The sequence below is a fragment of the Streptomyces massasporeus genome, from assembly GCF_014648995.1.
GTDB lineage: Bacteria > Actinomycetota > Actinomycetes > Streptomycetales > Streptomycetaceae > Streptomyces > Streptomyces massasporeus.
Genome location: NZ_BMSE01000002.1, coordinates 882879 through 901025, shown reverse-complemented (window position 1 = coordinate 901025; position 18147 = coordinate 882879). Strand labels below are relative to the sequence as shown.

The window sequence follows — 18147 nt, the reverse complement described above, 5'->3', positions numbered from 1 at the left end:
ATCACAACCACCCGAGTTCTCAGGCGCAGCACTCCGACTCGAGCCCGACAGGCAACTCCGCACCACCGAACACCTGGCACGTCGCCTCATGCCCACCCAGCGCGGCCACCGCCAGCAACAACGACCCCGCGGTCCACGTGGTCAGCTCCCGCGGCCAGATCGCGTCGTCGTCGAACACGTACCCGGTCCAGTACAGCCCGCTGTCCTCGTCCCGCAGATGCTGGATCGACTGCAGGATCTCCAACGCCCGGTCGGACTCCCCCATCGCCCACAACGCGAGCGCCAGCTCCGCGGACTCACCCCCCGTCACCCACGGGTTGGGAACGACACAGCGCACCCCCAGCCCGGGGACGACGAACCGGTCCCAGTCCTCCTCGATCCGGGCCTTGGCCTCCGCGCCGGTCAGCGCGCCGCCGAGCACCGGGTAGTACCAGTCCATCGAGTACCGGTTCTTGTCGAGGAACCGCTCGGGGTGGTGGCGTATGGCGTGCCGCAGCGCGCCCGCCGCCAACTCCCAGTCCGGTTGCGGCTCTTCCCGCTGCTCGGCGATGGCCAGTGCGCAGCGCAGCGCGTGGTGGATGGAGGAGCTGCCGGTCAGCAGGGCGTCCGTCGTCTCCGTGCCGTCGTCGTCGCGGCGCCAGCCGATCTGCCCGCCGGGTTGCTGGAGGCGCAGCACGAACTCCATCGCCGCGTACACCGCAGGCCACATCCGGTCCAGGAACGCGTCGTCGCCGGTGGAGAGGTGGTGGTGCCAGACGCCCACGGCTATGTAGGCGACGAAGTTGGTCTCCCGGCCCCGGTCGGTGACCGCGTCGGCCTCGCCGTCGGTGTAGGCCGCGTACCAGGAGCCGTCCTCGTTCTGGTGCCGGGCCAGCCACAGGTAGGCCCGCTCGGCGGCCTCGTGCTCGCCGGCGGTGTCCAGGGCCATGGCCGCCTCGACGTGGTCCCACGGGTCGAGGTGGTGCCCCCGGAACCACGGGATCGCACCGTCCTCGCGCTGCACGGCGAGGATGCCGGCGACGGTCTCGGCGGCCTCCCCCGCGGTGAGGACCCCGGGCAGGACCAGATGTTCCGTCCGGGGAGTGGTCACTTGGCGTCCGCCCCGGTGTCGGCCAGACGCGGCAGGTGCGGCTTGGTCGCGTACGCCACGAAGCTCTTGCCGATCAGCGGGTTCAGCGCCTGCTCAGCGACCCGGGTGGCCAGCGGCTTCTTCATGATGTCCCAGACGAGCAGCTTGTGGTACGCCCGCACCGGCAGCGCCTTGTCGTTGTCGACGCCGAACGCGCACTTGAGCCACCAGTAGGGCGAGTGCAGGGCGTGGGCGTGGTGCGTGCCGTAGGGCTCCAGGCCGGCCTCGCGGATCTTCTCCAGCAGTTCGTCCGCCTTGTAGATGCGGATGTGGCCGCCCTCGACCTCGTGGTAGGCGTCGGAGAGGCTCCAGCAGACCTTCTCGGGGCCGTAGCGCGGGACGGTGACGGCGATGCGCCCGCCGGGCTTCAGCACCCGCACCATCTCCGCGAGGACGCCCTTGTCGTCCGGGATGTGCTCCATCACCTCGGAGATGATCACGACGTCGAAGGACTCGTCGGGAAAGGGCAGCGCGAGGGCGTCGCCCTCCATCGCCGTGGCGGTGGCGCCCTCGGGGGCCTCGCCGGCTTCCTTCATCGCCGCGAACCACTTCGCGACCTCGCGGATCTCCTCGGCGTTCTGGTCCAGCGCCACGACCTGCGCGCCACGCCGGTAGCACTCGAAGGCGTGCCGCCCGGCACCGCAGCCGAGATCCAGGACTCGATCACCCGGGGCGAGCGGGAACCGGGAGAAGTCGACGGTCAGCACGTGGCCCTGCTTTCGGAGTTGACGCCTTCTACATCTGCCGGGGCTGCGGAGACAGCACCTGCCGTGCCTGCGGGGGCCGTGGGGACAGCACCCGCCGCGCCCGTGAGGGCTGTGGGTACGGCACCCGTCGAGGGGGCCGAACGGCCGGAGGTCCGCGGCACGGTGCCGGTCCCGGCCCTGTCGATCTCCTCGCGGTAGCGGGCCACCGTGCCCTCCGCCGCCCTGGCCCAGGTGAAGCGGCGCAGCACCCGTTCGCGCCCGGCCGCGCCGAGGCGGGCGCGCAGGTCCGGGTCGGCCAGCAGGCGGCCCAGGCCGGTGGCCAGCGCGCCCGCGTCGCCTGGCGGTACCGCCAGGCACGTCTCGCCGTCGCGGCCGGCGACCTCGGGTATGGCGCCGCCGGTCGTGGCGAGCAGGGGCGTGCCCGTCGCCATGGCCTCGGCGGCCGGGAGCGAGAAGCCCTCGTAGAGCGACGGCACGCACGCGACCTGGGCGGAGCGCACGAGGTCGACGAGCTCCGCGTCGGAGATGCCCTTGACGAACTCGACGGCACCGGCGAGGCCGTACCGCTCCATCGCCTGGGCGACCGGTCCTTCGGCGGGCCGCTTGCCGACGACGACGAGATGGGCGCCGGGGTGCTCGGTCCGGACCTTGGCCAGCGCCTCGACGAGGTGCACCAGGCCCTTCAGCGGCACGTCCGCGCTGGACGTCGTCACGATGCGGCCCGGCACGACCGGCACGGACGGATCCGGCGAGAACAGGTCGGTGTCGGCGCCGATGTGGACCACGTGGACGCGGTCCCGCCGGACGCCGAGGTGGTCGACGATCTCCTGCTGCGAGGTGCCGGACACGGTGAGCACGGACGGCAGGCGGCGTGCGACGCGCTTCTGCATGCGCGTGAAGGCGTACCAGCGCCGCACCGAGGCGCGCCGCTTCCAGCCGTCCGCGGCGTCCAGCTCCAACTGCCGGTCGACGGTGATGGGGTGGTGGATGGTCGTCACCAGGGGCGCGCCGACGTCGCCCAGCAGGCCGTAGCCGAGGGTCTGGTTGTCGTGCACGACGTCGAACTCGCCGCGCCGGGCGCGCAGATGGCGGCGGGCGCGCAGCGAGAACGTCAGCGGTTCCGGGAAGCCGCCCGTCCACATGGTCGCGACTTCCAGCGCGTCGATCCAGTCGCGGTACTCGCCGCGCCCCGGTGTGCGGAAGGGGTCCGGCTGGCGGTACAGGTCGAGGCTGGGCAGCTCGGTGAGGCTCAGCCCGTCGTAGCCCTCGTCGAGGACGGGATACGGCTGGGAACCGATGACCTCGACCCGGTGGCCGAGACGGGCCAGTTCGCGCGAGAGGTGCCGGACGTAGACGCCCTGCCCGCCGCAGAACGGGTTCCCTTTATAGGTGAGGAGCGCGATGTGGAGCGGTCGCAAGCCGTCGGCGGCGGGGTCCTGAGGAGCCCCGGCCTCCCTGGCCTCAGCGGTCACTCTGGGCCCCCTTCTCCCTGCACTGTCCCGCGAGATTACGCCGGGACGCTAATCTAGAACAAGTTTCAGACTTGATCGTCCGGAGGCTCTGAATCTACCGGCAGGTAAGGGTGCTGTGAGCAGTGGATCAGGTGATTCACGCCACGACCGGCGCCGTGCCATGCTGTGTGATCACTCGTCCTCACGGACGGTCACGGAACGGGACCGACCCATGCCCGCAGAAGCCAAGGTGAGCGCCAAGGTGAACAAGCCGGCCAAGGTGGAAGCCAGAGCGGCAGTGCCCGCCTCCCCGCCCCTCACGGAGCGGCAGGAGGCCCGCCGCCGCCGCATCCTGCACGCGAGTGCCCAGCTGGCCAGCCGGGGCGGCTTCGACGCCGTGCAGATGCGCGAGGTCGCGGAGTCCTCCCAGGTGGCGCTCGGCACGCTGTACCGCTACTTCCCTTCCAAGATCCACCTGCTGGTCGCCACCATGCAGGACCAGTTGGAGCACATGCACGGCACGCTGCGGAAGAAGCCCCCGCAGGGCGCGACGGCCGCCGAGCGGGTCGCGGAGACGCTGATGCGGGCCTTCCGGGCGTTGCAGCGAGAGCCGCACCTGGCCGACGCGATGGTCCGGGCGCTGACCTTCGCCGACCGCAGCGTGAGCCCGGAGGTCGACCAGGTCTCCCGTCAGACGACGGCGATCATCCTGGACGCGATGGGCCAGGAGAACCCGACCCCGGAGCAGCTGTCGGCGGTCCGGGTCATCGAGCACACCTGGCACTCGGCGCTGATCACCTGGCTGTCGGGCCGCGCCTCGATCGCCCAGGTGAAGATCGACATCGAGACGGTGTGCCGCCTGATCGACCTGACGGCGCCGACCGGCCCATAGATCCCCGGGCACGGCAAGGACCTACGAGACGGGTTCCCTTCGCCGGTATGGTCCGGATCAGGTGATGGGGGTCGCCTCGGGGTGCCGCGTTTCGGCTCGGCTCCCTTACGCCTCTCAGCCCTACCGTCGCAGTCGGCACCAGCGGAAGCCCTAACTTCACTTCCCGCCGACGTCGGCTACTCCGGTCGGACTCCCTCACTCGCCTCGTAGGCCGACTTCCAGGATAGAACGCCCATGAGGGAATGAAACCCCCTCAACCATGATTTTCCGGGCACTTCTGGGCTCGCCCGCGCTCTACTCCTCGGGCGGGAACACCGCCTCCCCGCTGTCCCCCAGCGTGATCGTGATCGCCTCCGTGGGGCAGCTCTCCGCCGCCTCCAGCACCCGTTCGTTCGCGTCCATGTCGGGAGCGGCGGGATGGGACTGGCGGGCGGCGTCCAGGTGGAAGCCGCCCGGCGCGTGGTGGAGGCACTGCGCGGAGCCGATGCACAGGGAGCGGTCGACCTCGACGTGCCAGCGGTCGCCCATCGCTACGCGTCCGCCGGGAGGTGGATCATCTTGTGCTCCAGGTATTCACCGTACCCCTCGGGCCCGAACTCCCGCCCCAGGCCCGAGTTCTTGTAGCCGCCGAAGGGGCCCAGCATGTCCAGGCTGAAGGTGTTGACGGAGTACGTACCCGTCCGGACCTGGCGGGCGATGTCGATGCCGTGCTCGACGTCCGCGGTCCAGACGCTGCCGCTCAGCCCGTAGTCGGAGTCGTTGGCGATCTTCACGGCGTCGGACTCGTCGTCGTAGGGGAGCAGGCAGATCACCGGGCCGAAGATCTCCTCGCGGGCGATGCGCATGGAGTTGTCGACGTCGCCGAAGAGGGTCGGTTCGACGTACCAGCCGTGGTCGAGGCCGGCCGGGCGTCCGCCGCCGGTGAGGATCTTGGCGCCCTCCTCCTGCCCGATGCGGATGTAGTCGAGGTTGCGCTGCTGCTGCCGACGGGCGACCAGCGGGCCGACCTGGGTGGCCGGGTCCAGCGGGTCGCCGACCGTCAGGGCGCCCGCGGCGGCGGCGAGGGCGTGGGCGAACTCGTCGTAGCGGGAGCGCGGCAGGAGGATGCGGGTCTGGGCGACGCAGGCCTGGCCGTTGTTCATCCAGGCGGCGGGGGCGATGCCCGCGACGGCCGTCTCGAGGTCCGCGTCGGGCAGGACGACGGCCGCGGACTTGCCGCCGAGTTCGAGGGTCACGCGAGTGAGGTTGCGGGCGGCCACCTCCATCACGCGCTTGCCTGCCGCGACCGACCCGGTGAAGGAGACCTTGTCGATGCCGGGGTGCCCGACCAGGTACTCGCTGACGTCCCGGTCGGCGGGCAGGATCGACAGCACGCCCTCCGGCAGCCCGGCCTCGCGGGCGATCTCGCCGAGCAGATACGCGTCGAGCGGGGACTCGGGCGAGGGCTTGAGGACGGCCGTGCAGCCGCTGAGCAGCGCGGGGGCGAGCTTGGCGGCGGCGACGAACTGCGGGACGTTCCAGGGGACCACGGCGGCCACGACCCCGACGGGCTCGCGCCGCACCAGGATCCTGCCCAGGACGCCGTCGCGCCGCTCCTCGTGGGTGAAGTTCCGGGCGACCGCGATCGCCGAGTCCCAGACCATCACCGCGCCGAGGGCCTGGGCGAGGACGCTCCAGGAGTACGGCGAGCCGTTCTGGGCGGAGATCACGCGGGCGATCTCGTCGTGCCGGACGGTGATGGCGTCCTTGATCCGGCCCACGACCTCGATCCGCTCGTCGAGGCTCATGCGCGGCCAGGGCCCCTCGTCGAACGCCCGCCGTGCCGCCGCCACGGCCCGGTCCACATCCGCCGTCGAGGCGTGCGGGACGCGTCCGATGACCTCCTCGGTGTGCGGCGAGATCACCTCGATGACGTCCTGGCCCAGGGGGTCGGTCAACTCCCCGCCGATGAACAGCTGTCCGTGTTCCACGAGCTCGGTCATGGCCGACTGCCTCCCCGGGAGCGTTCTCTGACGGTTCATCAGATACGCCCACTGATACCAGCCCCGCCCCGAGGAGTCCACGGACCGCGCACCACGGGGAGACTCCCATTGGAACCCGTTCTAGTTATAGTGACGGGGAGTCGGCGACAGGGGAGCCCATGACACAGGTGACCGACCACGGCGGAGGCGTCCTCTCCCTCCGGGTCCCGATCCCGGACAACCCGCTCGGCCACACGCTGGTGTACGTCGTCGACACCGACCGCGGCCCGGTGCTGATCGACACCGGCTGGGACGACCCGGAGTCCTGGGACACCCTCGCGCAGGGCCTCACGGCCTGCGGCACCTCGGCGGCCGAGATCCACGGCGTGGTCATCACCCACCACCACCCCGACCACCACGGGCTTTCCGGCCGGGTCCGTCAGGCCTCGGGCGCGTGGATCGCGATGCACGCGGCGGACACCGCGGTCGTACGGCGGACCCGCGAGGCCCGTCCCGAGCGCTGGTTCACGTACATGGCGGCCAAGCTCACCGCCGCCGGCGCCCCCGAGGAGCACATCGCGCCCCTGCGGCAGCCCCGCAGCCGCACGCTGCCCGGCCTCTCCCCCGCCCTGCCCGACCGCGACATCGTCCCCGGCGAGCTCCTGGCGCTGCCCGGCCGCCGGCTGCGCGCGATCTGGACCCCGGGGCACACTCCGGGCCATGTCTGCCTCCACCTGGAGGAGGACCATCCGGCCCGACTCCCGGGCCGGGGACGCCTGTTCTCCGGTGACCACCTGCTGCCCGAGATCACCCCGCACATCGGCCTCTACGAGGATCCCGAGGACACCACGGTCACCGATCCCCTGGGCGACTACCTCGACTCCCTCGAACGCGTCGGCCGACTGGCCCCCGCCGAGGTCCTCCCGGCCCACCAGCACCCGTTCTCCGACGCCGCGGCCCGTGTAAGGGAGTTGCTCACCCACCACGAGTCCCGCCTGACCGACCTGCTGGCCCTGCTCGCCGGGCCCCTCACCCCCTGGCAGCTCGCCGAGCGCATGGAGTGGAACCGCCCCTGGTCCGAGATCCCGTACGGCTCCCGCACCATCGCCGTCTCGGAGGCCGAGGCGCATCTGCGGCGACTGGTGAAGCTGGGCCGGGCGGAGGCGGTACCGGGGAGCGAGCCGGTGACGTACGTGGCGGTGTGAACGCGGCGCAGGCAAGGTGCGACGTGAGGTGAAACCGCGTCGCCGGGCGGCCCGCCGGGCTGCTACGAAACTCCCATGGACCCCATGGAACGTCTGCTCACCGAACGCGCCTGCGAGCGCCTGATCCTCGACTTCGTCCACCGGCTCGACCTCGGCGAGCCCTCCTCCGTCGCCGAGTTGTTCACGGAGGACGGCGTCTGGCGGTGGCCGCACGACGGGCGGCTGGTCGAGGGCCGCGACGCGTTGCGCACGTACTTCGGCTCCCGTCCGGCCGACCGGCTCTCCCGCCGCATGATGTCCAACGTCCTGGTCACGGTGACCTCGCCGGACACGGCCGAGGCGATCTCCTGCTTCACGACCTACCGCGTCGACGGCTACGAGGGCGGCGTCGTCCCGGCCGGGCCGCCGGTCCAGATCGGGCACTACGAGGACACGTTCCACCGGGCCGGCGGGGCCTGGCTGCTCGCCTCGCGGACCCTTCACCTGCCCTTCGGAGGTCCAACACCGCGAGTGAACGTGCCCGCGTCATAGGGCTCTTGACGCTGCGAAGCGCCCCTAGGATGGTCGGAAGCAACGCTCGCACCGGGAGAGATGCCCATGGGCACCGAAGAGGCCGCACGCACGACGACCGGCAGCGGGGCCCTGGACGGCGGGTGCGCCGGGCCCATGGTGCCGCGCCTGGCCCTCGGTGCCCGGCTGCGCGCGCTGCGGGAGGAACGGGGCATCGGCCGGGCGGACGCGGGGCACGTCATCCGCGCCTCCTCCTCCAAGATCAGCCGGATGGAAGCCGGCCGCCACGGCTTCAAACTGCGTGACGTCGCCGATCTGCTCACCCTCTACGGCCTCACGGACGAGGCCGAGCGCGCCACCCTGCTGGCGCTCGCCGAGCAGGCCAACACCCCTGCCTGGTGGCGGTCGTACAGCGATGTCGTGCCGGCCTGGACGCAGACCTATCTCGGGGCCGAGCAGGCGGCGAGCCTCATCCGCTGCTTCCGGGTACAGCGCGTCCCCGGCCTGTTGCAGACCGCCGACTACGCCCGGGCCGCCCTGCGGCTCGTGCATCCGGACGCCGGTGCGGCGGAGATCGACCGCCGGGTCGCCCTGCGGACGGCCCGCCAGCGGATCCTGCACCGGCAGCCGGCGACCCGGCTGTGGGCGGTGATCGACGAGGCGGCGCTGCGCCGCCCGGTGGGCGGCATCCGTGTCATGCGGGACCAGCTCAGGCATCTCATCGAGATCTGCCGGCTTCCGCATGTGACGGTGCAGATCCTGCCGTTCGCCGCCGGTGCTCACGCCGCGGAGGGCGGACCGGTCACCATTCTGCGGCTGCCCGGCGGGCAGTTGCCCGACGTGGTCTATCTGGAGCAGCTCACCGGCGCCCTCTACCCCGACCGGCCGGCCGAGATCGAGTGCTACTGGGACGCCATGAACCGGCTGGTGGTCGAAGCCGAGTCGCCGGACGAGACTCCGACCATCCTGCACCGCGTCCTTCAGGAGACCTGAGGGTCAGCGCTTGAGGGCGACGCCGCCGTACTGGTGCACTTCCGCGGGCAGGCCCAGGGCCGCCGCGTCGGGACGCCAGCGCGAGCAGGACGCCACGCCCGGGTCGAGCAGTTCCAGGCCGTCGAAGTAGCGCGCGATCTGCTCGGGGCTGCGCAGGATGTACGGGATCGAGCCGCCGTCGTTGTAGTGCTGGATGGCCCGGACGTACTCCTCGCTGGTGTCGGTGGAGTCGTACTGCACGAGGTAGCTGCCGGGGGGCAGGGCGTCCACCAGCCGGCGCACGATCGAGCGGGCCTCGTCGTGGTCCTCGATGTGGCCCAGGATGCCCATCAGCATGAGGGCGACGGGCTGGTCGAAGTCGAGCGTCTTCCCGGCCTCCCGGACGATGGCGCCGGGGTCGCGCAGGTCGGCGTCGACGTAGTTGGTGACGCCTTCCGGCGTGCTGGTGAGCAGGGCGCGGGCGTGGGCCAGCACCAGCGGGTCGTTGTCGACGTAGACGATCCGGCTCTCCGGGGCCACCCGCTGGGCGATCTGGTGGGTGTTGTCCACGTTGGGCAGGCCGGTGCCGATGTCCAGGAACTGGCGGATGCCCTCTTCGGCGGCGAGGTGGCGCACAGCGCGGGCGAGGAAGTAGCGGGCGGCGCGGGCACCGGTCTCGATCCCGGGGAAGACCTCACGGAACGCGTCACCGGCCACCCGGTCGACCTCGTAGTTGTCCTTCCCGCCCAGCCAGTAGTTCCAGATCCGGGCCGAGTGCGGCACCGAGGTGTCGATCTTGGGGAACGGCTCCTGCTCGGCGTTCTCCACCTGCTCGGTCATGGACGCTCCTGCGTGTGTGGTCGGGGAGCCCCACGTTAGCCGGTCTGCGCCCGGAAGAGGATCAACTCGGCGGCGGCATCGAGGAGTTCGACTTCGGGCGGCGTCACGGCATCACCGCGCTTCAGCGCAGTGAGTGACGCCGGTAGTGCACACCGGGTGGCCCAAGGGTCAGTTCGTTCTCGTCGAGGGCGTTGGCGATGGTCAGCCGGCCGCGGGGGAAGCAGAAGCTGACGGCGACTGCTCCCTGGGCCATGTCGTCGCCCGTCCACTCGAGGAGCTGTACGTCCTCAAGGACCTGGTCCTGAAGAGCGTGCAGCTCGGGGCGCCTGTCGTGACGCCACTGGAGATCAAAGTCGGCCCATCGGACCGGCTGGTGAGGGTCGACCGTGTTCCAGGTGATCGAGAGGTCGTCGAACTTCTGGTGGTTGATCTCGACCTGCTCTCCGGTGAAGTCGAACAGGACGGGGCAGTCGGAGAACCACTCGTCGTCCTGGACGTCCCGGACAAGCCGGACGCGGGTCATCGGGCGGCCGATGAGAGCACGCAATCGCCGACCATGCGCCGCCTCGACCGCGAAGCGGCCGTTCAGCCAACGCGGCCGGTAGTTGTCGATCCCGAAATCGAACACTTCAGGAGCTTCCCATGAGCCAGGGCCCGAGCCCCCCCACTCCGCCCCCCTCGGCCCGTTTCCTACGTGCGGGTACAGTGAGCGGGTCGTCATCACACCGTACGGGGGGAAGCCGGTGCAATTCCGGCGCTGACCCGCAACCGTGAACCGTCCGCCGCGGCGGTGAGCCGGATCGCTTCGTACGGTTCGTGACCGGCTCACGTGCCCGGCAGTCCGCCGGTGCACGGCACCGTCGAGGTATACGGAGCCGAGCCGCCGGGGGGGTGCCCCGTGCTGCCCGGCTCCCCCACAGGGAGAGGCACCCGCCGATCATGAACGTCCGCCGCAGCGCCGCGGTCCTGGCCGCCGTCGCCGTGATCGGCGCCGCCACCCCGGCCGCCGCCGACCCGTCCCCGTCGCCCTCCCAGGCGTTCCCGTCCGCCCTGTACGGCGGCACGGACCCGAAGTACGACGGTGTCTGGCGCCAGTCGCTCGCGCTGCTCGCGCAGGACACCGTGGGTGTGAAGCCGGCGGCGAAGTCCGTGCGGTGGCTGGCGCGGCAGCAGTGCGAGAACGGCTCCTTCGCGGCGTACCGCCCCGACCCCACCGCCGCGTGCGACGCCAAGACCATGCTGGACACCAACGCCACGTCCGCAGCCGTGCAGGCCCTCACCGCGCTCGGCGGGCACGACGACGTCACCGGCAAGGCCGTCGGCTGGCTGAAGTCCGTGCAGAACAAGGACGGCGGCTGGGGCTACTCGCCCGGCGGTGCCAGCGACACCAACTCGACCTCGGTCGTCGTGGGCGCGCTCGCCGCCGCGGGCGAGAAGCCGGACCAGGTGGAGAAGGACGGCAAGTCCCCCTACGACGCGCTGCTGAAGCTCGCCCTGCCCTGCGGCGGGGAAAGCGACGGCGCCTTCGCGTTCCAGCCGGACAAGAAGGGCGAGCTCGCCGCCAACGCGGACGCCACCGCGGCCGGTGTGCTCGCCTCCCTGGGCAAGGGCATGGTCGTCGAGCCCGGCAAGAAGTCCGACGCGACCTGCGAGAAGGCCGGGACGCCGGAGCAGGCGGCGGCGAACGGCGCGGGCTACCTCACCGCCGCCCTGGCCAAGGACGACGGGCACCTGATGTCCGCGCTGGCCGGTGCCGAGCCCCAGCCCGACTACGGCAACACCGCCGACGCGGTCGTCGCGCTCGCCGCGCAGGGCGCCACCGCGCAGGCGGAGAAGTCCGTGCGGTGGCTGGAGAAGAACTCCGCCGCCTGGGCCGCGCAGAGCGGTCCGGCCGCCTACGCCCAGCTGATCTTCGCCGCCCACGCGACGGGCACGAACCCGCGCGACTTCGGCGGCGCGGACCTCGTGAAGCAGCTGGGCGCGACGGGCCCGGCCCCGCAGACGGCGGAGAAGACCAAGGCCGCGGACGAGAAGGAGGACTCCGGCTCGGACTTCTTCGGCGTCTGGTGGTACGTCGGCGTCTGCCTCGTCGCGGGCATCGGCATCGGCTTCCTGTTCACCGGCCGCAAGAAGAAGCAGCAGCCGTGATCCGCCGGGCCCTTCTGCTCCTCCTGGCCTCGCTCCTGCTGTGCGCGGGCGCGGGCCAGGCCCAGGCCGCCGGTTACCGGTACTGGTCGTTCTGGGAGCGCGACGGCGGCCAGTGGGTCTACGCCACCCAGGGCCCGTCCCTGGCCCGCCCCTCGGACGGCGACGTCCAGGGCTTCCGCTTCGCGGTGAGCGAGGACTCCGCGAACGCGTCCCGGCCGCGCGGCAAGGCCGACTTCGCGGCGATCTGCGCGAAGACGCCCGCGCAGGACGGCCGCAAGCGGGTGGCCCTGGTCATCGACTTCGGCACCCCGTCGGACGCCCCCGAGGGCGAAACCCCGCCCGCCGCCCGCACGGCCTGCGCCCGGGTCTCCCCCGACGCGACGACGGCCGAGGCCCTGGCGGCGGTGGCCAAGCCGCTGCGCTACGACACCAACGCCCTGCTGTGCGCGATCGCGGGCTATCCGGAGAAGGGCTGCGGCGACCAGGTCTCGCAGAAGCAGACGCCGGGGCAGCGGAAGCCCACGGCGGAGCAGAAGACCCCGTCCGACGACGACGGCCCGTCCCTGGGCCTGGTCGCGGGCATCGCCGTGGTGGTGCTCCTGGGCGGGGCGGCGATCTGGCAGGTACGGCGGCGTGGGTAGCCGTCCCGCCCGGCCCCCGGGCGGTCGTGCCGATGGGGCGGCAGCACGGGCGGGCGCGGGCGGCGCCCCGCAGCGCCGGGCCGCGCACCCGACCCGGCCCGAGCGCCGGCGTCGGGCACAACTGCACCCCGGAGCCTGGTGGCTCTGGGCGCTGGCCCTCGGCACGGCGGCCACCCGCACCACCAACCCCCTGCTCCTCGCCCTCCTCATCACGGTCTCCGCCTACGTCGTGGCCACCCGCCGCCCCGACACCCCCTGGTCCCGCTCCTACGGCGCCTTCGTCAAGCTCGCCCTCGCCGTGATCCTCATCCGCCTGCTCTTCGCGATCGTCCTCGGCTCCCCCATCCCGGGCACGCAGACCCTCCTCACCCTCCCCGAACTCCCCCTCCCCGCCTGGGCCCAGGGCATCCGTCTCGGTGGCGAGGTGACCGCGGAGGCCCTCACCTTCGCCCTGTACGACGGTCTGCGACTGGCCACCCTCCTCATCTGCGTCGGCGCCGCGAACGCCCTCGCCAACCCCTCCCGCCTCCTCAAGTCCCTCCCGGGCGCCCTGTACGAGATGGGTGTCGCGGTCGTCGTCGCCCTCACCTTCGCCCCGAACCTCATCGCCGACGTCCAGCGCCTGCGCGCCGCCCGCCGTCTGCGCGGCCGCCCGGACAAGGGCCTGAGGGGCCTGCTGCACGTGGGCCTCCCGGTCCTGGAGGGCGCGCTGGAGCGCTCGGTCTCCCTCGCCGCCGCGATGGACGCCCGCGGCTACGGCCGTACCGCCCAGGTCCCGCCCGCCGTACGGCGTACCACCGCCGCCCTCACCCTCGGCGGTCTGCTCGGCGTCTGCGCGGGAACGTACGGCCTGCTCACCGCCGAAGGCGCGGCCTACGGCTTCCCCCTGCTCCTCGCGGGTCTCGCCGCCGCCCTCGCGGGTCTCAGACTCGGCGGACGCCGCTCGCCGCGCACCCGCTACCGCCCGGACCGCTGGGACGTGCGCGCCTGGCTGGTCGTCGCCTCCGGCGTCGCGGTCGCGGCCCTGCTCGCCCTCGCCGCGGCCCGTGACCCCGCGGCCCTGCACCCGGGTGTGGTCCCCCTGGTCGCCCCGACCCTCCCCCTCTGGCCGGCCGCGGCCGTCCTGCTCGGCCTGCTGCCCGCGTTCGTCGCCCCCGATCCCAAGGAGCCGTCGTGATCCGCTTCGAGGATGTCTCCGTGACGTACGACGGGGCTCCCGAACCCACCGTCCGGGGCATCGACTTCGAGGTCCCGGAAGGCGAACTCGTCCTGCTGGCCGGCCCGTCCGGCGTCGGCAAGTCCACGGTCCTGGGCGCGGTCAGCGGGCTCGTCCCGCACTTCACCGGCGGCACCCTGCGCGGCCGGGTCACGGTGGCCGGCCGCGACACCCGCACCCACAAGCCGCGCGAGCTGGCCGACGTGGTGGGCACGGTCGGCCAGGACCCGCTGTCCCATTTCGTCACCGACACCGTCGAGGACGAACTGGCCTACGGCATGGAGTCGCTGGGCCTCGCCCCGGACGTGATGCGCCGCCGCGTCGAGGAGACGCTGGACCTGCTCGGTCTGGCCGGCCTGCGCGACCGGCCGATCGCCACGCTCTCCGGCGGCCAGCAGCAGCGCGTCGCGATCGGGTCGGTCCTCACCCCGCACCCGAGCGTCCTCGTCCTGGACGAGCCGACCTCCGCGCTCGACCCGGCGGCCGCCGAGGAGGTGCTGGCGGTCCTCCAGCGGCTCGTCCACGACCTCGGCACGACCGTCCTCATGGCCGAACACCGCCTGGAACGCGTCATCCAGTACGCCGACCAGGTCGTCCTGCTTCCGTCCCCGGGCGCGCCCCCGATCCTGGGCGACCCGGCCGAGGTGATGGCCGTGTCCCCGGTGTACCCCCCGGTGGTGGCCCTGGGCCGCCTGGCGGGCTGGTCCCCGTTGCCCTTGACGGTCCGCGACGCCCGCCGCAGGGCGGGCGATCTACGCCAACGACTTGAGGCAAGCGAGGGCAGCGCCCTTCAGGGGCGCGGGGAACTGCGCGATCAGCCACGGACAACCCGCACCCGCCACCACTCGGCACCCCCCACCCCCTCAGGCGAAGCACGAGCCCTCTCGGTCACCCGCGCCCGCATCCAAGCCCTGCACGACATCACCCTCACCATCACCCCGGGCGAGACGATCGCCCTCATGGGTCGCAACGGCGCCGGAAAATCCACCCTGCTCAACTCCCTCGTAGGTCTGGTCAAGCCCAGCTCCGGAACCGTCCGAGTCGGCGAAGCCACCCCCCACCGCACCGCCCCGAAGGACCTCGTCCGCAAGGTCGGCCTCGTCCCCCAGGAACCCCGCGACCTGCTCTACGCCGACACCGTCGCCGCCGAGTGCGCGGCGGCCGACCAGGACGCCGGCACCGACCCCGGCACCTGCCGTGCCCTGGTCACCGAGCTGCTGCCCGGCGTCACCGACGACACCCACCCCCGCGACCTCTCGGAAGGGCAGCGGCTCGCGCTCGCCCTGGCCGTCGTACTGACCGCCCGGCCCCCGCTGCTCCTGCTGGACGAGCCGACCCGGGGCCTGGACTACGCGGCGAAGGCCCGCCTGGTCACGGTGCTGCGGGCGCTGGCCGCCGAGGGCCACGCCATCGTCCTGGCCACGCACGACGTGGAGCTCGCGGCCGAGCTCGCCCACCGGGTGGTGCTGCTGGCCGAGGGTGAGGTGATCGCGGACGGCCCGACGGCCGACGTCGTCGTCTCCTCGCCGTCCTTCGCCCCGCAGGTCACCAAGATCCTGGCGCCCCAGCACTGGCTCACGGTCGCCCAGGTCCGCGCGGCACAGGAGGAGACCGGCCGATGAGTCTCCAGACGACCACCCGCCCGCCCGCGCAGCGGCAGGCCCGGGCCGTCCGGCTCGGCCCCCGCTCCGTCGCCGCGCTGGCCCTGGTCAGCGCGGTGGGCGTGGCCGGCTTCGGCTGGCCCTTCCTCGCCCCGCCCACCTCGCGGATCGGCGCGCACGCGCAGGACGCGCCCTGGCTCTTCGCGGGCGTGCTGGTGCTGCTCGTGGCGGTCGTGGCCGCGGCGATCTCGGAGTCCGGTCTCGGCCCGAAGGCGGTCGCGATGCTCGGCGTGCTGGCCGCCACGGGAGCGGCCCTGCGGCCGATCGGCGCCGGTACCGCCGGTATCGAGCCGATGTTCTTCCTGATGGTGCTGAGCGGCCGGGTGCTCGGCCCGGGCTTCGGGTTCGTCCTCGGCTCGGTGACGATGTTCGCGTCCGCGCTGCTCACGGGCGGGGTCGGGCCGTGGCTGCCGTTCCAGATGCTGGCTATGGGCTGGTTCGCGATGGGCGCGGGACTGCTGCCCGGCCCGGACCGGCTGCGCGGCCGGGCCGAGCTCGTGATGCTCGCCGGCTACGGCTTCCTCGCCGCGTTCGCCTACGGCACGGTGATGAACATGGCGGGCTGGCCCTTCATGAGCGCCCTCGCCTCGAACGTGGCCTTCGACCCGCAGGCGCCGGTCGCCGCGAACCTGGCCCGTTTCGTCGCGTACTGCCTGGCCACGTCGCTGGGCTGGGACCTGGGCCGGGCCGTCGTCACGGTCGTCCTGACGCTCACCCTCGGTCCGGCGGTGCTCAGGGCGCTGCGCCGGGCCACGCGCCGGGCGGCCTTCGAGACGCCGGTCACGTTCGACGCCGCCGAGAAGTGAGGCTGCCCACATGACCCGGGTCACGTACGAAGCGGGGCCGTAGGGACAAGCCCCCGGTCATCGCCGTCGGCCCACCCCGCACATGCGGCCATACCTAGTAAAAGGGGTCATTGCGCGCATCCGGTGTGGCTGTTTCCGTGGACGGCTGCTGCCCCCTACGAAAGGTCGCCCGTGCCCGCCGCTTCCGTCCTCCGCCGTGTCGCCACCCCGCAGAAGGCCCTCGCCGGCGCCGCCCTGGCCGCGGCCGCCTGCGGCACCGTGATCGCCGCCGGACCCGCGCAGGCCGCCCCGGCGCAGGCCCCCTCGGCGCAGACCTCCTCGGCGCAGGCGGTCGCGAAGAAGATGATCGGCGACGACGCGCAGTACGAGTGCTTCTCCAAGATCGTCGAGCACGAGAGCGACTGGAACGTCAACGCGAAGAACAGCTCCAGCGGCGCCTACGGCCTGGTCCAGGCCCTGCCGGGCGACAAGATGGCCTCGGCGGGCTCCGACTGGAAGACCAACGCGGCCACGCAGATCGAGTGGGGCCTGGACTACATGAAGGACCGCTACGGCAGCGCCTGTGGCGCCTGGGACTTCTGGCAGGCCAACGGCTCCTACTGAGCCGGCCGCGGACGCAGGCTCCACCCCACAGACCGAAGGCGGCGGCCCCCTGATCCCCGGGGCCGTCGCCTTCGCCATGCCCGGTTCCCGCCGGGAGGGCTTCAGCCCGTGCTCACCGGAAGCTCCTTCACCCCGTTGATCCAGGCGGACCGCAGCCGGCGCGGATCCCCGACCAGCCTCAGCCCGGGCATGGCGTCGGCGATCGCGTTGAAGATGAGGTTGATCTCCAGCACGGCGAGGGACTTGCCCAGGCAGTAGTGCGGACCGCCGCCGCCGAACCCGAGGTGCGGGTTGGGGTCGCGGGTGACGTCGAAGCTGTCCGGGTCGTCGAAGACCTCGGGGTCGTGGTTGGCGGAGGCGTAGAACAGCCCCAGCCGGTCACCCTCGCGGATGCGCTTGCCGCTCAGTTCGGTGTCCTGGGTGGCCGTGCGCTGGAAGGCGGCGACCGGGGTGGCCCAGCGCACGATCTCCTCCGCCGCCGTCTCCGGGCGGTCGCTCTTGTACAGCTCCCACTGTTCCGGGTGGGTGAGGAAGGCGTGCATGCCGTGGGTGATGGCGTTGCGGGTGGTCTCGTTGCCCGCGACGGCCAGCATCAGCACGAAGAAGCCGAACTCGTCGGAGCTGAGGTTGCCCTCGTCCTCCGCCGCGACGAGCTGCGTGACGATGTCGTGGGCCGGACACTGCTTGCGGTCGGCGGCCATGTTCATCGCGTAGGCGATGATCTCCGTGGCCGACTCCGCGCCGACCTCCTCGGTGATGGCGTACTCGGGATCGTCGTACGCGATCATCTTGTTGGACCAGTCGAAGATCTTGTCCCGGTCCTCCTGCGGGACGCCCATCAGCTCGGCGATCGCCTGGAGGGGCAGTTCGCAGGCGACCTGGGTGACGAAGTCGAACGGCCCGGTGTGCGCGCGGGCGGAGGCGACGATGGCGTGGGCCCGGGCCCGCAGCCGGTCCTCCAGCGCCCGGATCGACCGGGGCGTGAACCCGCGCTGCACGATCTGCCGGACCCGGGTGTGCTCCGGCGGGTCCATGTTCAGCAGGATCAGCCGCTGCGCGTCGATGGCGTCGCGTTCGATGTGCTCGTTGAAGCGGATGATCGCCGTGTTGAGGGACGACGAGAACAGCTCCGGGTGCGTGGAGACGTACTTGACGTCGGCGTGCCGGGTGACCGCCCAGTAGCCGTCGTCCTGGAAGCCGGCGAGACCGGTCGGCTGCGCCACCCAGCAGACCGGTTCGGCCCGGCGCAGCTCCGCGAACTCCGGCAGGGGCACGCGTTGATGCAGCAGGTCGGGGTCGGTGAAGTCGAACCCGTCGGGCAGCGCGGGACAGGGCATGGGCGGCTCCCACCACTCGTACCGACTCTGAGGTCTGACGGCCCATCAGCTGTGCGGAGTTGCGGTGA

At 72.2% G+C, this 18147-nt stretch carries 18 protein-coding genes; 10 read left to right on the top strand and 8 right to left on the bottom strand.

What is annotated here, in order from left to right; all coding sequences use genetic code 11:
• Positions 1-19 precede the first annotated feature (19 nt).
• From IE153_RS08885 to IE153_RS08875, 3 genes are read right to left on the bottom strand one after another with little or no spacing between them, the layout of a single operon-like run.
• Complete coding sequence (locus IE153_RS08885) at positions 20-1090, bottom strand: prenyltransferase/squalene oxidase repeat-containing protein (protein ID WP_189589169.1); 1071 nt, start codon at positions 1088-1090, stop codon at positions 20-22.
• Positions 1087-1836 (bottom strand): class I SAM-dependent methyltransferase, encoded by a 750-nt coding sequence (locus tag IE153_RS08880; protein WP_031103643.1) that lies wholly within the window; start codon positions 1834-1836, stop codon positions 1087-1089. Before IE153_RS08880 ends, IE153_RS08885 begins: the two co-directional genes overlap by 4 nt.
• Entirely contained in the window at positions 1830-3308 is a 1479-nt protein-coding gene (locus tag IE153_RS08875) for a glycosyltransferase family 4 protein (RefSeq protein WP_189589168.1), read from the bottom strand. Before IE153_RS08875 ends, IE153_RS08880 begins: the two co-directional genes overlap by 7 nt.
• A gap of 211 nt (positions 3309-3519) precedes the next feature.
• On the opposite strand from IE153_RS08875, the gene IE153_RS08870 reads away from it, so the two are divergent.
• Positions 3520-4179: a TetR family transcriptional regulator gene (locus tag IE153_RS08870; protein ID WP_189589167.1), complete on the top strand. Its 660-nt coding sequence runs from the start codon at positions 3520-3522 to the stop codon at positions 4177-4179.
• A gap of 294 nt (positions 4180-4473) precedes the next feature.
• On the opposite strand, the gene IE153_RS08865 is transcribed toward IE153_RS08870, so the two are convergent.
• Positions 4474-4707 (bottom strand): ferredoxin, encoded by a 234-nt coding sequence (locus IE153_RS08865; RefSeq protein WP_189589166.1) that lies wholly within the window; start codon positions 4705-4707, stop codon positions 4474-4476.
• Between the two features lie 2 nt (positions 4708-4709).
• Positions 4710-6161: an aldehyde dehydrogenase gene (locus IE153_RS08860; RefSeq protein WP_189589165.1), complete on the bottom strand. Its 1452-nt coding sequence runs from the start codon at positions 6159-6161 to the stop codon at positions 4710-4712.
• A gap of 158 nt (positions 6162-6319) precedes the next feature.
• Here IE153_RS08860 and IE153_RS08855 point away from each other — a divergent pair, with 158 nt between their 5' ends.
• From IE153_RS08855 to IE153_RS08845, 3 genes are all read left to right on the top strand, one after another.
• A complete protein-coding gene (locus IE153_RS08855; protein ID WP_189589164.1) occupies positions 6320-7345 on the top strand; it encodes a Strvi_7410 family MBL fold metallo-hydrolase in 1026 nt (341 codons plus the stop codon).
• Positions 7346-7420: 75 nt separating this feature from the next.
• A complete protein-coding gene (locus tag IE153_RS08850) occupies positions 7421-7876 on the top strand; it encodes a nuclear transport factor 2 family protein (RefSeq protein ID WP_189589163.1) in 456 nt (151 codons plus the stop codon).
• Positions 7877-7942: 66 nt separating this feature from the next.
• Positions 7943-8848 (top strand): Sco1979 family transcriptional regulator, encoded by a 906-nt coding sequence (locus tag IE153_RS08845; protein ID WP_189589162.1) that lies wholly within the window; start codon positions 7943-7945, stop codon positions 8846-8848.
• Between the two features lie 3 nt (positions 8849-8851).
• Here IE153_RS08845 and IE153_RS08840 read toward each other — a convergent pair whose 3' ends face one another.
• On the bottom strand, positions 8852-9667 hold the full coding sequence (locus tag IE153_RS08840) for an SAM-dependent methyltransferase (RefSeq protein WP_189589161.1): 816 nt from the start codon (positions 9665-9667) through the stop codon (positions 8852-8854).
• A 121-nt stretch (positions 9668-9788) separates the two neighbouring features.
• A complete protein-coding gene (locus IE153_RS08835) occupies positions 9789-10295 on the bottom strand; it encodes a hypothetical protein (RefSeq protein ID WP_189589160.1) in 507 nt (168 codons plus the stop codon).
• Between the two features lie 311 nt (positions 10296-10606).
• On the opposite strand from IE153_RS08835, the gene IE153_RS08830 reads away from it, so the two are divergent.
• The 6 genes from IE153_RS08830 (at position 10607) to IE153_RS08805 (ending at position 16742) form a co-directional block, all read left to right on the top strand.
• Positions 10607-11815, top strand: a complete 1209-nt coding sequence (locus IE153_RS08830; protein ID WP_189589159.1) for an SCO2321 family membrane protein — start codon at positions 10607-10609, stop codon at positions 11813-11815.
• Positions 11812-12456 carry an SCO2322 family protein gene (locus tag IE153_RS08825; protein ID WP_189589158.1) on the top strand — a complete coding sequence of 215 codons (645 nt, stop codon included), beginning with the start codon at positions 11812-11814 and terminating at the stop codon, positions 12454-12456. The genes IE153_RS08830 and IE153_RS08825 overlap by 4 nt, the downstream gene beginning before the upstream one ends.
• Positions 12449-13633 (top strand): energy-coupling factor transporter transmembrane component T, encoded by a 1185-nt coding sequence (locus IE153_RS08820; protein WP_189589157.1) that lies wholly within the window; start codon positions 12449-12451, stop codon positions 13631-13633. Before IE153_RS08825 ends, IE153_RS08820 begins: the two co-directional genes overlap by 8 nt.
• Entirely contained in the window at positions 13630-15294 is a 1665-nt protein-coding gene (locus IE153_RS08815) for an ABC transporter ATP-binding protein (protein ID WP_189589156.1), read from the top strand. The genes IE153_RS08820 and IE153_RS08815 overlap by 4 nt, the downstream gene beginning before the upstream one ends.
• Complete coding sequence (locus tag IE153_RS08810; RefSeq protein WP_189589155.1) at positions 15291-16139, top strand: ECF transporter S component; 849 nt, start codon at positions 15291-15293, stop codon at positions 16137-16139. Before IE153_RS08815 ends, IE153_RS08810 begins: the two co-directional genes overlap by 4 nt.
• A 171-nt stretch (positions 16140-16310) precedes the next feature.
• Complete coding sequence (locus IE153_RS08805; protein WP_189589154.1) at positions 16311-16742, top strand: aggregation-promoting factor C-terminal-like domain-containing protein; 432 nt, start codon at positions 16311-16313, stop codon at positions 16740-16742.
• Positions 16743-16843: 101 nt separating this feature from the next.
• On the opposite strand, the gene IE153_RS08800 is transcribed toward IE153_RS08805, so the two are convergent.
• Positions 16844-18079, bottom strand: a complete 1236-nt coding sequence (locus IE153_RS08800) for a cytochrome P450 (RefSeq protein WP_189589153.1) — start codon at positions 18077-18079, stop codon at positions 16844-16846.
• Positions 18080-18147: the final 68 nt, after the last annotated feature.